Genomic DNA, 13,809 nt, shown 5'->3' on the forward strand with positions numbered 1-13,809 from the left:
AGGTGAATAAATGACCATCATTGCCAGTCTGTTACGCGCCGCCGAGCTGCCGGATTCGCCCACGCCACGGCTGGACGCCGAGTTGCTGCTGGCCGCTGCGCTGGGCAAGTCCCGCAGCTTCCTGCACACCTGGCCCGAGCGGATCGTACCCAGCGAGGCGGCGCTGTTGTTTTCCGAGTACCTGCGTCGCCGGCGCTCCGGTGAGCCGGTGGCCTACATTCTCGGGCAGCAGGGCTTCTGGAAACTGGACCTGGAGGTGGCGCCCCATACGCTGATCCCGCGCCCCGACACCGAGCTGCTGGTGGAAACCGCGTTGGCCTTGCTGCCGGCCACGCCGGCCCGGGTCCTCGACCTCGGCACCGGCAGCGGCGCGATAGCCCTGGCGTTGGCCAGCGAGCGCCCGGCCTGGACAGTCACGGCGGTCGATCGGGTGCTAGAAGCGGTGGCCCTGGCCGAACGCAATCGCCAGCGCCTGGACCTGCGCAACGTGACGGTGGCGAGCAGTCACTGGTTCAGCGCCCTGGAGGGCAAACGTTTCGAATTGATCATCAGCAACCCGCCCTATATCGCCGCCAGCGACCCGCACCTGGCCGAGGGCGACGTGCGGTTCGAGCCGGCCAGTGCGCTGGTCGCGGGGCCGGACGGGCTTGATGACTTGCGCGCGATCGTTGACCAGGCCCCCAATCATCTCGAGACGGGCGGCTGGTTGATGCTCGAACACGGTTACGACCAGGCTGAAGCGGTGCGCGACCTGTTGAGCGGCCGAGGGTTCGCCGAAGTCCACAGTCGCAAGGACCTGGGCAATCATGAACGCATCAGCCTGGGACGCTTGCCGTGCTGAACGATCAGGAATTGCTGCGCTATAGCCGACAGATTCTGCTGCAACACGTCGACATCGATGGGCAGTTGCGCCTCAAGCAGGGCCGCGTGTTGATCATCGGGCTGGGCGGCCTCGGCGCTCCGGTGGCGTTGTACCTCGCCGCCGCTGGCGTTGGCGAGATGCACTTGGCGGACTTCGACACGGTCGACCTGACCAACCTCCAGCGGCAGATCATCCACGACACCGACAGCGTCGGCCTGAGCAAAGTCGAATCGGCGGTGCGGCGCCTGACCGCCATCAATCCCGAGGTCCGGCTGGTGCCTCACACGGCTGCGATGGACGAAGACAGCCTGGCAGATGCCGTGGCGGCGGTGGACGTGGTGCTGGATTGCTCGGACAATTTTTCCACGCGCGAAGCGGTGAACGCTGCCTGTGTGGCGGCGGGCAAGCCATTGGTCAGCGGCGCGGCGATTCGTCTGGAAGGACAGTTATCGGTGTTCGATCCGCGTCGCGCCGAAAGTCCGTGTTACCACTGCCTCTACGGTCACGGCAGCGAAGCTGAATTGACCTGCAGCGAGGCCGGCGTACTTGGCCCGCTCGTGGGGCTGGTGGGCAGCCTCCAGGCGCTCGAAGCCTTGAAGCTGCTGGCCGGTTTTGGTGAGCCGCTGGTGGGGCGCTTGCTGTTGATCGATGCCTTGGGCACGCGTTTTCGCGAATTGCGGGTCAAGCGTGATCCGGGTTGCAGCGTCTGTGGCAAGCCGACATGAGTGAAGCGCCGGTCGGTGTGTTCGATTCCGGGGTCGGCGGGCTGTCGGTGCTGGGTGAGATCCGTCGGTTGCTGCCCAATGAATCTCTCCTGTATATCGCTGACTGCGGGCATATCCCTTACGGCGAAAAGAGCCCGGAATTCATTCGCGAGCGATGCGCGATCATTGCGGGCTTTCTCCAGCGCGAAGGCGCCAAGGCGCTGGTGGTCGCTTGCAACACTGCGACGGTAGCCGGCGTGGCCGACCTGCGTCGCGATTACCCCGAGTGGCCCATCGTCGGCATGGAGCCAGCGGTCAAGCCCGCCGCCGCCGCCACACGAAGCGGCATCGTGGGTGTGCTGGCAACCACGGGCACCTTGCAGAGCGCCAAGTTCGCCGCGTTGCTCGATCGTTTTGCCACGGATGTGCGGGTCATCACGCAGCCCTGCCCAGGGCTGGTGGAATTGATCGAGGCCGGTGACTTGAACAGCCCGGCCTTGCTTCAATTGCTACAAGGCTACGTCACTCCCTTGCTGGCGGCCGGTTGCGACACATTGATCCTCGGCTGCACGCACTATCCATTCCTCAAGCCGTTGCTCAAGCAAATGGTTCCTGAACATATCAGCCTGATCGACACGGGCGCCGCCGTGGCTCGGCAACTTCAACGCCTGTTGGCCGAACGGAATCTACTGGCCCACGGGCCGGCCAGTGAAGCGCAATTCTGGACCAGTTCGGATCCGCTACATTTAAGAAAAATCCTACCGACTCTATGGGATTCGTCTGACATTGTGCGAAACTTCGAACTGTAAAAAAAACGTGAAAATTGTGTAAATCGAGCTGAACTTCTGTTTTGGCGCCGATTTCTATAGCTCTGTCTGTTGTAAGAAAAAACTAACTAGGCTGTCGGAAAAGGATGTTTCTAATGAAGCGCTTATTCTGCTTTGCCGCGTTTGCGGCTGCATTGCTGGGGCACACTTACACCGCGCAGGCAGCGGGCGTCGAGTTCGGGGTAGGCCAGACTGGCGACTCGACCATGACCTACCGCCTGGGCATGCAATTCGATTGGGACAAAAGTTGGTTGCAGAGCGACGTGGGGCGCCTGACCGGTTACTGGAGCGGTGCCTACACGTACTGGGAGGGGGATGAGACCTCCAGCAACCATAGCTTGTCGTTTTCGCCGGTATTTGTGTACGAATTTGCCGGTCAGAATGTGAAGCCTTATATCGAGGCGGGCGTGGGCGTTGCGTTGTTTGAAAACACCGAAGTGGAAAGCAACAAGCTGGGCACGGCGTTCCAGTTCGAGGATCGCATCGGTTTCGGCCTGCGCTTCAAGGGTGGGCATGAAGTGGGCATCCGCGCCACTCATTACTCCAACGCCGGCATCAAGTCGACCAACGACGGTGTGGAAAGCTACGCGCTGCACTACACGATGCCGTTGTAACACTCGATCCTGTGGGGGCGGGCTTGCTCGCGAATGCGTAGTGTCAGTCACATCAATGCTGGCTGAACCGCCGCTTTCGCGAGCAAGCCCACTCCCCCAATAAACGCGGATTTCCTACCGATACGCCGTCGTGATGCCCTGTCGCTCCTCCAGGCATTCCGGCGCACCCATTTCGAATTCCCTGCAAATCAGCGGACGCCTCTCGTAGATCGTGCACATCATGCTGTCGCGATCCAGCGCTGCGCACCAGCCATCGTCGAGCCGCAGCATGACTTCCCCTCCCCAATCGTCGGTGTCGATAAACCGCTCGGGAACGCCGGTGTCGGTGATGAGCATGACTTCGAGCTGGCAGCAGCACGCCGCGCAGGTCGAGCAGGTGACGACCGGCGCGGGGAGTTCAACGAGAGGGATGGTTTTCATGGGGCGCAGTGTAAGGCAACCGGGCCGATCAGGGTTGTCCCTTGATCGGGGATTGTCCTGCTTTTTGGCAGGCGGCGATGTCGCCTTGGGTGGGGTCGCTTGATGACGGTAACGGCCAGAGCTTCGTCATGGAGGCAGCAGGCAAGGCCATCTCGTGGGGGCGTTCCTCCAATTGCGTCAGTATGTGGCTCGCTGCCGTTTCAGCGGTCCATCGGGCCAGCACTGAAAAGTCCTCATCGACACCTGTCGCCGAATTGCCGAAGCCAGGGATGACCAATGTGAGGTCGATCCCCTTGGAGGCCAGGTCGGCACGCACTGACTCGAATACTTGGCGCATCGCGTTGCCGTCGCCCTCGGCTTGCGAGGGTCGCAAGTAAGTGACCGGGCTGGTGATGCCCACCAGATGCGGCTCGGCTCCCTGGTGTAACAATGGACGCGCCGTCTCGATGCAGAAACTCGCTGCAAGCAAATTGCTGCGAATGATGTGTTCAATCAGTGTGCTATCGGTGGGTTGGCCAGCAACGTATTCAGCCGTGCCTGCATTGATGATCACTGTATCCAGTGCTCCCCATTCCTGGGCAAGCCGCTGGCCGATCTCTCGAACGGTCTGGCTGTCGGTCAAGTTGCCCGGCACCATCAGCACCTGGCCGGGAAATTGTTGTGAAAGGGTCTCGCAAGAGGGCGCGACGCGGGAACTCACGGCCAACTGCCCTCCGGCCTGAAGAATCGCTTCGGCCAACGCAGCCCCCAATCCGTTACTGGCACCGGTCAGCCAATATTTTCGCGCCATCGTTCTCCCCTTTTTGCGCACAGCCTTGATTTGAAATGAACCACGCTTGGACCGTGCATCCTGCACAATGCTTTTAATGGCCCCTTCGATTAGTCAAACTACATAGCCTTCACAACTGATTGCATCCGGTCTTCAACAATTTCACGTTCGGTGATCGGCCATCCATGTCATCCCATGTCTTGTCGCGCTGGCAGATTCCTGAAGGCTGTCAGCGCACGTGCTCGGGATTCGGCCAGGTCGACGATCGGCCGATGGTATTGCACCGCGTCAAACAGATTGACTTGTGCATTTGGGCTATGGACCCGTAGCCCGTCTATATCGTTCAGTTCAGGTATCCACCGTTTGATAAACAGTCCCTCGCGATCAAATTTTTCCGATTGGCTCAAGGGGTTGAAGATGCGGAACCAGGGCGCGGAATCCGTGCCGGTGGAAGCACTCCACTGCCAGCCGCCATTGTTGGCGGCCAAGTCCCCGTCGATCAGGTGGCGCATGAAAAAACGTTCGCCTTCGCGCCAGTCGATCAGCAGGTTCTTGGTCAGGAACATGGCGACCACCATCCGCAGGCGGTTGTGCATCCAGCCGGTCTCCAATAATTGACGCATGGCCGCGTCGATAATCGGCAGGCCGGTACGGCCCTGCTGCCAGGCTTCCAATTCGTCGGGAGCCTTGCGCCAGGCCAGCGCTTCGGTTTCCGGGCGGAACGCGCGATGGCGCGAAACGCGTGGATAGCCCACAAGAATGTGTTTATAGAACTCGCGCCAGAGCAATTCATTGATCCAGGCCACGGTACCGGCACTTCCGCTCTCGAATTCGCCCTGGTTGGCTTGCAGCGCAGCGTGCAGGCACTGGCGTGGTGAAACAACGCCGGCCACCAGATAGGCCGAAAGCTGGCTGGTGCCGGGGTGGGCGGGGAAGTCGCGCTCTCGCTGGTATTCATCGATGTGTTGATCGATAAAGGCGTCCAGCCGCCGTCGGGCCTCGTTCTCGCCGGCAGGCCAGAGGGCACGTAGCGCCTCGCTGGGAGGTGCGAAACCTTCGACGTGTGCGGGCACCGGATCGCTGGCGATGGCCGTGCGGGCTTGTCCGGTCGGCGCGGGAACCAGATTGGGTAGCGAAAGGTTCAAGCGCTGGTAGCACACCTTGCGAAACTGGCTGAACACTTGGAAATAGTTGCCGGTCCTGGTCAGGACGCTGCCGGGCCGGAACAGCAGTTGATCAAGGTAACCGTGGAACGCCACGCCTTGATCCTTCAGGGTTCGAGCAACCTCGCCATCACGCCGGGTTTCGTTCACGCCGTATTCTTCGTTGGCATGCACGGCGCTGATATTCAATTCGCGACACAGTGTTGCCAGCACCTGGGGCGCCTGGTCCCAGTGCGAAGCGTGGCGAATCAGCAGCGGAATGTTCAATGTGTTCAGCGCCGCACTCAACGAGGCGAGGTTGCGCAGCCAGAAATCGATCTTGCAGGGAGCATCGTCATGGGCGCGCCATTGCCCGGGGCTCATCAGGTACACCGCCACGCAGGGTCCCGCGGCTGCGGCTGCCGCCAGGGCGGTGTTGTCGTGCAGGCGCAAGTCGCTGCGCAGCCAGATCAGTTGCATGCGGTCTTTCATCTACAGGAGTTCTCTGCGGCTCAGCTCGCGGTAAGCGGCCAGTGGGTCTTCGGCCCAGGACACGTCCAGCGTCGAGACGCCTGTGGATAACCTGGCTTGATGGATCGACGCGGCCGGGCCGGCGATGATGATCGGGCAGTCGATTGCATTCAGCAGCCTGGGCAGTTGGGACAGGTCCAGGGCGTGGTTGGAATACACCAGCACGGCGCGAACCTTGAGGCGTTCGACCGCCAGGGCCAACTCTCCGGCAGGCAGCGGCCCGTCAAGTATTTCCACGGGGCAATCGGCGCTGCTGGCGAGCCAGGCGGTGAGCCACAAGCAGGGTTCCTGATGTGATTGCGATTGATTGACCAGCAGCAACGGCGCGCCACGCAGCTGGCGGTTGTTGTGATAAATCCGGCTGCCGAATTTGCTGCGCAGCCAAGTGTGGAACAACACCTGCTCCAGTTGCGCGCCGAACTGGCCTTGCCAGCGCGTTTGCAACTCGGCCAGCAAGGGCAGCAACAACTGTTCGCAGACTGTCCGCGGCGGATACAGCGCCATCGCCTGGTTGATCAGGTCGTCGACCTGACGCTCGGCCAGTTGTGTCACGGCCAGCAGCAAGGCATGGCGCTGGCGTTGCCATTCGTCCTGCACGGGCTCTTCGGGTGGTTGCGGCGTCTCGAGCAACGGCTTGATCTTGCTCACCGCCACGCCGCGATTGATCCAGGTGAGGATGCTCTGGATCCGCTGCACATGCTCGGCATTGAACAGGCGATGACCCTTGGCGGTGCGGTGCGGCACGATCAAGCCGTAGCGTCGCTCCCAGGCCCGCAGCGTGACGGCATTGACGCCGGTTTGCCGGGCCACTTCGCGGATGGGAAGCCAGCCCTGCGCCAGTGCCTCGGCAAAATCGACGCCGAGGTCTTCGCTGGCGCTTGAATCAGGTTTCGTGTTCATCAAATGGCGTTTCGCAAGCTGAGATTTTCCGGGTGAGGTTGCAGGTACACCTGCTGCGCCAGATAAGGGTCGGGGTGCTGGCGCAGGTGGTGCTTGAGCAGTGTCAGCGGTACCACCAGCGGCACGATGCCGAGGCGATATTGCGCGATGAGGTGTTGCACTTCCTGCTTGTCATCGGCATCGATGGCGCGCTTGAGATAGCCGCTCAAGTGCTGGAGTACGTTGGTGTGGGTACGGCGGGTAGCGCATTTTTTCAAGGCGGCCATCAAGGCGCTGAAATAACGTGCGCCCAGTTCGTCGGGATCGCCCTTGCCCATGTTGCCCAACAAATTGCCCAGTGCCTTGTACTGCACTGGGTTGTGGGCCATCAGCAGGTATTTGTAGCGCGAGTGAAATTCGATGAGGTCACGTCGGGTCAGGCCTCGCTGGCGCAGCGGTTGCCAGGCCGCATAGGCGAACACGCGCGTCAGGAAATTCTCCCGCAGCACCGGGTCATTCAGGCGGCCATCTTCCTCCACCGGCAGGTCCGGATGACGCTCGCAAAAAGCCTGGGCATAGATGCCTCGTCCACCGCCGTCCTGGGGCACGCCGTTGTGATCGTAGACCTTGACCCGTTCCAGCCCGCAGGAAGGGGATTTCTGCATGAAGATATAGCCACAGATACCCTCCAACTCCCCGGCCATCTGCCGTCCGTATTCGGCCAACGGTCCCGTCACGTCGAGGTCGCGATTCACCGTGCCGACCGCGTCAGGATGCTCTGGGTTGCCCACCAGGCGAATCGGCTCGCGGGGAATGCCCAGGCCGATGGCGACCTCGGGGCACACCGGGACGAAATCGAAGTATTCCGTGAGCGTGCGACTGCACAGTGGCGATTGTTTATGCCCGCCGTTAAAGCGAACTTCAGCGCCCATCAGGCAGGCGCTGATGGCAATTCTGGGTTTGGCATGGGCTTCGCTGGGCATGGGCGACCTCTGATGGCTTAATCTTGTACAGTTTTTGTTTTCTGTACAATATTTTCATCATAGGTCCGAACGGGCACAAGTCAACCGCGAATTGAACGAGCGGAGTTCATGACACATTGGCGCGGGATGGGCTGCTGTCTTTTGCGACAGCAGCGAGCGGTACGGGATGACACGATTCACTGAAGACTGGCGTGCAAGCGGCGAGCGGCCTCCTGGCCGCTGAGCCAGGCGCCTTCGACCCGGCCGGACAGGCACCAGTCGCCACACACATACAAACCCAGGTCCGCGTCCGCCAGTGCGCCCCATTCATGACTGCCGGCAGGGCGCGCATACAGCCAGCGATGGGCCACGCTGAAGCTCGGCGCTGGCATCGCGCTGTGCAACAGTTCGGCGAAGGCACCGTGCAAATGTTCGATAACCGCTTCCTTGGGCATGTCGATGTGCTGGCGGCTCCAGTCACTCGTGGCGTGCAGCACCCACGTGTCGAGCTTGCTGTCGCGCCCCGGTTTGCTGCGGTTGCGCGCCAGCCAGTCGAGGGGGCTGTCTTGTACGAAGCAGCCTTCCATAGGTGTATCCAGGGGATGTTCGAAGGCCAGCGCCACGGCCCAGGTAGGGTCCATTTTTACCCCGGCGGCCACCCCGGCCAGTTTCGGCACGGCCGCCAGCAACGCGGTTGCCTGGGGCGCCGGCGTGGCGATGATCACCTGGCCGAAGGGGCCATGGGTGAACCCTTCCGCGTCCTGCAGGTGCCAGTGTTCCTGGCCGCGAAACACCTCGGTGATGCGGCAGGCGAATTGCACCTGCAGTTCGCCGAGCAGGGCGCGGGTAATGGCGCTCATGCGAGGGGTTCCGACCCAGCGGGTCTGTTCGTCGGGGGAGGGGCTCATTTGCCCCTCCTGATAATGATAAAGCTGCGGGTTCCACTCCGCCGCCCAGCCGTTGGCTTGCCAGCGCTGGACTTCCGTGACGAAGCGCCGATCGCGGGCGGTGAAATATTGTGCGCCCATGTCCAGGGCGCCAGCGTCACTGCGCTTGCTCGACATGCGACCGCCGCTGCCGTGGCTTTTGTCGAAGAGTTGGATGACGTGCCCGGCCTCCGTCAGGGCCTGGGCGGCTGATAACCCGGCGATGCCGGTGCCGATGATTGCGATAGGTACAGTCATGAGGGCCTCGTTTAACTTTCTGTACAGACTACGCCGTCGTTTAATCCTGTACAATTTTGATTTTTGGTATAAGTTTTACCGTTCGCGTTTCGACAGGTTGTCCTATTGTTAAAAACAGACCCTGTCCGATATGAACAATCTCTACCTATAAAAATAGACTAATGGGCCGGGTAAAACGCGATGAGAGGTACACCTCATGCACATATTGCTGACCGGCGGTACTGGTTTGATCGGACGGCAGCTCTGCCGGCACTGGTTGGAGCAGGGGCATCACTTGACGGTCTGGAGTCGTCGACCTGAACAAGTGGCTGAAATTTGCGGCGCGCAGGTACGCGGCGTCGCCAAGCTCGACGAGATCAGCGAGCCCGTGGACGCGGTGGTCAACCTGGCGGGGGCGCCCATTGCCGACCGCCCCTGGAGTCATAAGCGCAAGATGTTGCTGTGGAGCAGCCGCGTCACGCTGACCGAGGTTTTGCTCGCATGGTTGGAGCGTTGCGAACAGAAGCCGCAGGTACTGATTTCCGGTTCCGCGGTGGGTTGGTATGGCGACGGCGGCGAGCGAGAGTTGACCGAGGAATCGGGGCCGGTCAGCGAGGACTTCGCCAGCCAGCTGTGCATTGCCTGGGAAGAAACCGCGCAGCGGGCCGAGGCCATGGGCCTGCGTGTGGTGCTGGTTCGCACCGGCTTGGTCCTGTCTGCCGAGGGCGGCTTTTTGTCGCGGCTGTTATTGCCCTTCAAGCTGGCGCTGGGCGGGCGTATCGGCGATGGTCGGCAGTGGATGCCGTGGATTCATATCGACGATCAAATCGCCCTGATTGATTTTCTTCTGCACCGCGATGATGCCAGCGGTCCTTATAATGCCTGCGCGCCGAATCCGGTGCGCAACCGCGATTTTGCCAAGGCCCTGGGGCGCGTATTGCATCGGCCGGCGGTGGTGCCGATGCCAGAGCTGGCGTTGAAAGTCACGTTGGGTGAGTTGTCATTACTGTTGCTGGGCGGCCAGCGCGCCACGCCGGCCCGATTACAGGCGGCGGGTTTTTCATTCCGGTTCACTGATTTGCCTGCGGCCCTGGAAGATTTGTCGGGTCGCCTTTGAAATAGGATGTTGCATGACCGATCACGCGTTGCTTCTGGTGAATCTGGGTTCGCCTGCCTCCACCTCGGTGGCCGATGTGCGCCGCTACCTCAATCAATTCCTGATGGATCCGTACGTTATCGACTTGCCTTGGCCGGTGCGTCGGTTGCTGGTGTCGCTGATCCTGATCAAGCGCCCCGAGCAGTCGGCCCATGCCTATGCGTCGATCTGGTGGGAGGAGGGCTCGCCGCTGGTGGTGCTCAGCCGGCGCTTGCAGCAAGCCATGACCCGTCAATGGACTCAAGGCCCGGTGGAACTGGCGATGCGTTATGGCGAGCCCTCCCTCGAATCCACCCTGGTACGGCTGGCGAGCCAGGGCCACAAGAACATCACGCTGGCGCCGTTGTATCCGCAATTCGCGGAAAGCACCGTGACCACAGTGGTTGAAGAGGCCAAGCGGGTCGTGCGCGAAAAGAAGCTCGATGTGCAGTTCTCGATTCTCCAGCCGTTCTACGACCAGCCGGAATACCTCGATGCGCTGGTCGCCAGCGCCAAGCCGTACTTGATGCAGGACCATGATCACTTGCTGCTGAGTTTCCATGGCCTGCCCGAACGGCACCTGACCAAGCTCGATCCCACGGGTTTCCACTGTTTCAAGGATGCCGACTGCTGCAAGAACGCGCCGCCGGAAGTCATGGCGACGTGTTACCGCGCCCAGTGCATCCGCACCGCCGAGCTGTTTGCCCATCGCATGGGCCTGGCGGATGGAAAATGGTCGGTGTCGTTCCAGTCGCGACTGGGCCGTGCCAAGTGGATCGAACCGTACACTGAAGCGCGCCTGGAGGAACTGGCCAAGAGCGGCGTGAAGAAGGTCCTCGTGATGTGCCCGGCGTTCGTCGCCGATTGCATCGAGACGCTGGAGGAAATCGGCGACCGTGGCCGTGAACAGTTTCGCGAAGCGGGAGGGGAGGAGTTGGTGTTGGTGCCGTGTCTCAATGACGATCCGCAGTGGGCGCAGGCGTTGAGTACACTCTGCGAACGGGCGCCGATTGCTTTGTGAGGTTCAAGGGCCTCATCGCGAGCAAGCTCGCTCCCACATGGGCCTGCGGTGTACACAAATTTTGTGACCACTCGAGATCCACTGTGGGAGCGAGCTTGCTCGCGATGGCTATTTAAGGGTCAAAAAAGCCTTCAAGCCTGAGTCAGATCAACGGCTCATCCGCCTTCTTCTGCTTCCAACCGTCATTGCCCGGCAGCAACAGGTTCAACGCGATCGCCACCACGGCGCACAGCGCGATGCCCTTGAGACCGAAGTCGTCCGGGCCGGTGCCGGTGCCCACCAGCACGCCGCCGATGCCGAACACCAAGGTCACTGAAACGATCACCAGGTTGCGGGCTTCGCCCAAGTCGATCTTGTGGCGGATCAGCGTGTTCATGCCCACCGCCGCGATCGAGCCGAACAGCAGGCACAGGATCCCGCCCATCACCGGTACCGGGATGCTCTGCAGCAGCGCGCCGAACTTGCCGATGAACGCCAGGCTGATGGCAAAGATTGCCGCCCAGGTCATGATCTTCGGGTTGTAGTTCTTGGTCAGCATCACCGCGCCAGTCACTTCGGCGTAGGTGGTGTTGGGCGGGCCGCCGAACAGGCCGGCGGCGGTGGTGGCAATGCCGTCGCCGAGCAGTGTGCGATGCAGGCCGGGTTTTTTCAGGTAGTCACGACCGGTCACGCTGCCCACGGCAATCACGCCGCCGATGTGCTCGATGGCCGGCGCCAGGGCGACCGGCACGATGAACAGGATTGCCTGCCAGTTGAACTCCGGTGCGGTGAACGCCGGCAGGGCGAACCATGGCGCGGCGGCGATTTTTGCGATGTCCACGACACCGAAGAAAAACGCCATGGCAAAACCCACCAGCACGCCGGAAATGATCGGCACCAGGCGGAAAATGCCTTTTCCGAACACCGCTACGATCAAGGTGGTAAGCAGGGCCGGCATGGAAATCATCATCGCGGTCTGATAATGAATCAGCTCAGTGCCATCGCCGGCCTTGCCCATCGCCATGTTGGCGGCAATCGGCGCCATGGCCAGGCCGATGGAGATGATCACCGGGCCGATCACCACCGGTGGCAGCAGCCGGTCGATGAACCCGGTGCCCTTGATCTTTACTGCCAGGCCCAGGAACGTGTAGACGAAACCGGCCGCCATCACGCCGCCCATGGTCGCCGCCAGGCCGAACTGGCCCTTGGCAAGGATGATCGGCGTGATGAAGGCAAAACTCGAGGCGAGAAACACCGGCACCTGGCGTCCGGTGACGACCTGGAACAGGATCGTTCCCAGGCCGGCGGTGAACAGCGCCACGTTCGGGTCCAGCCCAGTGATCAGCGGCATCAATACCAGCGCGCCGAAGGCGACGAACAGCATCTGGGCGCCGGACAGCACCTGGCGCCAGAGCGGATCGTTGAACTCGTCCTGCATGCTCAGGCGTCCTTCTGCTTGGTGCCGAAAATCTTGTCGCCGGCATCGCCCAGGCCCGGGATGATGTAGCCATGTTCGTTGAGTTTCTGGTCGATGGACGCGGTGTAGATGGTCACATCCGGGTGGGCGTCCTGCACGGCCTTGATGCCTTCGGGGGCCGCGACCAGCACCATGGCGCGGATGTCCCGGCAACCGGCTTTTTTCAGCAGGTCGATGGTGGCGACCATGGAGCTGCCAGTGGCGAGCATCGGGTCGATGATCATCGCCAGGCGCTCGTCGATTTCCGGCACCAGTTTTTCCAGGTAGGTATGCGCTTGCAGGGTCTGCTCGTTGCGAGCCACGCCCACGGCGCTGACCTTGGCCCCGGGGATCAGGCTCAGGACGCCCTCGAGCATGCCGATGCCGGCGCGCAGGATCGGCACCACGGTGATTTTCTTGCCGGCGATTTTCTCGACCTGGACCGTACCGGCCCAGCCGTCGATTTCATAGGACTCCAGCGGCAGGTCCTTGGTGGCTTCGTAGGTGAGCAGGGCACCGACTTCCTGGGCGAGTTCGCGAAAGTTCTTCGTGCTGATGTCGGCGCGGCGCATCAGGCCGAGTTTATGTCTGATCAGCGGATGGCGGATCTCGAGGATGGGCATGGGGAAGGCTCCGGCGGCGGGCAAAAAAACCGGCCTAGATTAATCTATCCGAGGGTGTTGTCCTATAGACAATACAGAACGTTAGTCCACAAATGCTTGATCTGGCCGGGCGGGATGCGTACCTTTGCCGGCTTTTCCGAACTGCCACCCCTGGAGAGCGCCATGTCCGCTGATCTCGAGCATATCCGTCAAGTCATGCGAGAGGCTGACTGCCTGTACACCGAAGCTGAAGTCGAAGCGGCCATCGCCCGTGTCGGTGCGCAAATCAACGATCAGTTGGCCGAAAGCAATCCGGTCGTGTTCTGCGTGATGAACGGCGGGCTGATTTTCTCCGGCAAGCTGCTGACCTATCTGAACTTCCCGCTGGAAGCGTCCTACCTGCACGCGACCCGTTATCGCAACGAAACCAGCGGCGGCGACCTGTTCTGGAAAGCCAAGCCGGAAGTCTCGTTCATCGACCGCGACGTACTGATCATCGACGACATCCTCGACGAAGGTCATACCCTGGGCGCGATCATCGATTTCTGCAAACACGCCGGCGCCCGCGCGGTGCACACCGCCGTGCTGATCGACAAGGATCACGACCGCAAGGCTCGTCCGGACCTGAAGGCCGACTTCGTCGGTTTGCCGTGCATCGACCGATACATCTTTGGCTATGGCATGGACTACAAAGGCTACTGGCGCAACGCCAACGGTATCTTTGCGGTCAAGGGGATGTAATA

General features: G+C 61.4%; 15 protein-coding genes. 7 read left to right on the forward strand and 8 right to left on the reverse strand.

Going from position 1 to position 13,809, the window contains the following annotated elements; translation table 11 throughout:
- Nucleotides 1-10: 10 nt before the first annotated feature.
- From prmC to JMN22_RS17430, 4 genes are all read left to right on the forward strand, one after another.
- Complete coding sequence (prmC, locus tag JMN22_RS17415) at nt 11-841, forward strand: peptide chain release factor N(5)-glutamine methyltransferase (RefSeq protein ID WP_198796247.1); 831 nt, start codon at nt 11-13, stop codon at nt 839-841.
- On the forward strand, nt 835-1,587 hold the full coding sequence (locus tag JMN22_RS17420) for a molybdopterin-synthase adenylyltransferase MoeB (RefSeq protein ID WP_030138583.1): 753 nt from the start codon (nt 835-837) through the stop codon (nt 1,585-1,587). The genes prmC and JMN22_RS17420 overlap by 7 nt, the downstream gene beginning before the upstream one ends.
- Nucleotides 1,584-2,375 carry a glutamate racemase gene (gene murI / locus JMN22_RS17425; protein WP_030138584.1) on the forward strand — a complete coding sequence of 264 codons (792 nt, stop codon included), beginning with the start codon at nt 1,584-1,586 and terminating at the stop codon, nt 2,373-2,375. The genes JMN22_RS17420 and murI overlap by 4 nt, the downstream gene beginning before the upstream one ends.
- 113 nt (nt 2,376-2,488) lie before the next feature.
- Complete coding sequence (locus JMN22_RS17430; protein ID WP_030138585.1) at nt 2,489-3,007, forward strand: acyloxyacyl hydrolase; 519 nt, start codon at nt 2,489-2,491, stop codon at nt 3,005-3,007.
- Nucleotides 3,008-3,121: 114 nt separating this feature from the next.
- Here JMN22_RS17430 and JMN22_RS17435 read toward each other — a convergent pair whose 3' ends face one another.
- From JMN22_RS17435 to JMN22_RS17460, 6 genes are all read right to left on the reverse strand, one after another.
- Nucleotides 3,122-3,427 carry a YkgJ family cysteine cluster protein gene (locus tag JMN22_RS17435; RefSeq protein ID WP_030138586.1) on the reverse strand — a complete coding sequence of 102 codons (306 nt, stop codon included), beginning with the start codon at nt 3,425-3,427 and terminating at the stop codon, nt 3,122-3,124.
- Nucleotides 3,428-3,455: 28 nt separating this feature from the next.
- Nucleotides 3,456-4,217, reverse strand: coding sequence for an SDR family NAD(P)-dependent oxidoreductase (locus JMN22_RS17440; RefSeq protein WP_030138587.1), 762 nt, complete (start codon nt 4,215-4,217; stop codon nt 3,456-3,458).
- A gap of 167 nt (nt 4,218-4,384) precedes the next feature.
- Entirely contained in the window at nt 4,385-5,818 is a 1,434-nt protein-coding gene (phrB, locus tag JMN22_RS17445) for a deoxyribodipyrimidine photo-lyase (RefSeq protein ID WP_030138588.1), read from the reverse strand.
- Nucleotides 5,819-5,830: 12 nt separating this feature from the next.
- Nucleotides 5,831-6,769, reverse strand: a complete 939-nt coding sequence (locus JMN22_RS17450; RefSeq protein WP_198796248.1) for a MerR family transcriptional regulator — start codon at nt 6,767-6,769, stop codon at nt 5,831-5,833.
- Nucleotides 6,769-7,731 carry a YbgA family protein gene (locus JMN22_RS17455; protein WP_198796249.1) on the reverse strand — a complete coding sequence of 321 codons (963 nt, stop codon included), beginning with the start codon at nt 7,729-7,731 and terminating at the stop codon, nt 6,769-6,771. The genes JMN22_RS17450 and JMN22_RS17455 overlap by 1 nt, the downstream gene beginning before the upstream one ends.
- A 176-nt stretch (nt 7,732-7,907) precedes the next feature.
- Nucleotides 7,908-8,894, reverse strand: a complete 987-nt coding sequence (locus tag JMN22_RS17460) for an NAD(P)/FAD-dependent oxidoreductase (RefSeq protein ID WP_198796250.1) — start codon at nt 8,892-8,894, stop codon at nt 7,908-7,910.
- Nucleotides 8,895-9,090: 196 nt separating this feature from the next.
- On the opposite strand from JMN22_RS17460, the gene JMN22_RS17465 reads away from it, so the two are divergent.
- Both JMN22_RS17465 and hemH read left to right on the forward strand, forming a co-directional pair.
- Nucleotides 9,091-9,990, forward strand: a complete 900-nt coding sequence (locus JMN22_RS17465) for a TIGR01777 family oxidoreductase (protein ID WP_198796251.1) — start codon at nt 9,091-9,093, stop codon at nt 9,988-9,990.
- A gap of 13 nt (nt 9,991-10,003) precedes the next feature.
- Nucleotides 10,004-11,029, forward strand: coding sequence for a ferrochelatase (gene hemH, locus JMN22_RS17470; RefSeq protein WP_030138592.1), 1,026 nt, complete (start codon nt 10,004-10,006; stop codon nt 11,027-11,029).
- Between the two features lie 142 nt (nt 11,030-11,171).
- Here hemH and JMN22_RS17475 read toward each other — a convergent pair whose 3' ends face one another.
- Complete coding sequence (locus tag JMN22_RS17475) at nt 11,172-12,446, reverse strand: uracil-xanthine permease family protein (RefSeq protein ID WP_198796252.1); 1,275 nt, start codon at nt 12,444-12,446, stop codon at nt 11,172-11,174.
- A 2-nt stretch (nt 12,447-12,448) separates the two neighbouring features.
- Complete coding sequence (upp, locus tag JMN22_RS17480; RefSeq protein WP_003185330.1) at nt 12,449-13,087, reverse strand: uracil phosphoribosyltransferase; 639 nt, start codon at nt 13,085-13,087, stop codon at nt 12,449-12,451.
- 162 nt (nt 13,088-13,249) lie between these two features.
- Here upp and JMN22_RS17485 point away from each other — a divergent pair, with 162 nt between their 5' ends.
- A complete protein-coding gene (locus JMN22_RS17485; protein WP_030138595.1) occupies nt 13,250-13,807 on the forward strand; it encodes a hypoxanthine-guanine phosphoribosyltransferase in 558 nt (185 codons plus the stop codon).
- The last annotated feature ends 2 nt before the right edge of the window (nt 13,808-13,809 follow it).

The sequence above is a fragment of the Pseudomonas sp. HB05 genome (assembly GCF_016756915.1).
GTDB classification, from domain to species: Bacteria; Pseudomonadota; Gammaproteobacteria; order Pseudomonadales; family Pseudomonadaceae; genus Aquipseudomonas; species Aquipseudomonas alvandae.

Coding starts and splice junctions, on each gene's coding strand:
- prmC (WP_198796247.1), top strand. CDS start 11: ATGACCATCATTGCCAGTCTGTTACGCGCCGCCGAGCTGCCGGATTCG.
- murI (WP_030138584.1), top strand. CDS start 1,584: ATGAGTGAAGCGCCGGTCGGTGTGTTCGATTCCGGGGTCGGCGGGCTG.
- JMN22_RS17430 (WP_030138585.1), top strand. CDS start 2,489: ATGAAGCGCTTATTCTGCTTTGCCGCGTTTGCGGCTGCATTGCTGGGG.
- JMN22_RS17435 (WP_030138586.1), bottom strand. CDS start 3,427: ATGAAAACCATCCCTCTCGTTGAACTCCCCGCGCCGGTCGTCACCTGC.
- JMN22_RS17440 (WP_030138587.1), bottom strand. CDS start 4,217: ATGGCGCGAAAATATTGGCTGACCGGTGCCAGTAACGGATTGGGGGCT.
- phrB (WP_030138588.1), bottom strand. CDS start 5,818: ATGCAACTGATCTGGCTGCGCAGCGACTTGCGCCTGCACGACAACACC.
- JMN22_RS17450 (WP_198796248.1), bottom strand. CDS start 6,769: ATGAACACGAAACCTGATTCAAGCGCCAGCGAAGACCTCGGCGTCGAT.
- JMN22_RS17455 (WP_198796249.1), bottom strand. CDS start 7,731: ATGCCCAGCGAAGCCCATGCCAAACCCAGAATTGCCATCAGCGCCTGC.
- JMN22_RS17460 (WP_198796250.1), bottom strand. CDS start 8,894: ATGACTGTACCTATCGCAATCATCGGCACCGGCATCGCCGGGTTATCA.
- JMN22_RS17465 (WP_198796251.1), top strand. CDS start 9,091: ATGCACATATTGCTGACCGGCGGTACTGGTTTGATCGGACGGCAGCTC.
- hemH (WP_030138592.1), top strand. CDS start 10,004: ATGACCGATCACGCGTTGCTTCTGGTGAATCTGGGTTCGCCTGCCTCC.
- JMN22_RS17475 (WP_198796252.1), bottom strand. CDS start 12,446: ATGCAGGACGAGTTCAACGATCCGCTCTGGCGCCAGGTGCTGTCCGGC.
- upp (WP_003185330.1), bottom strand. CDS start 13,087: ATGCCCATCCTCGAGATCCGCCATCCGCTGATCAGACATAAACTCGGC.
- JMN22_RS17485 (WP_030138595.1), top strand. CDS start 13,250: ATGTCCGCTGATCTCGAGCATATCCGTCAAGTCATGCGAGAGGCTGAC.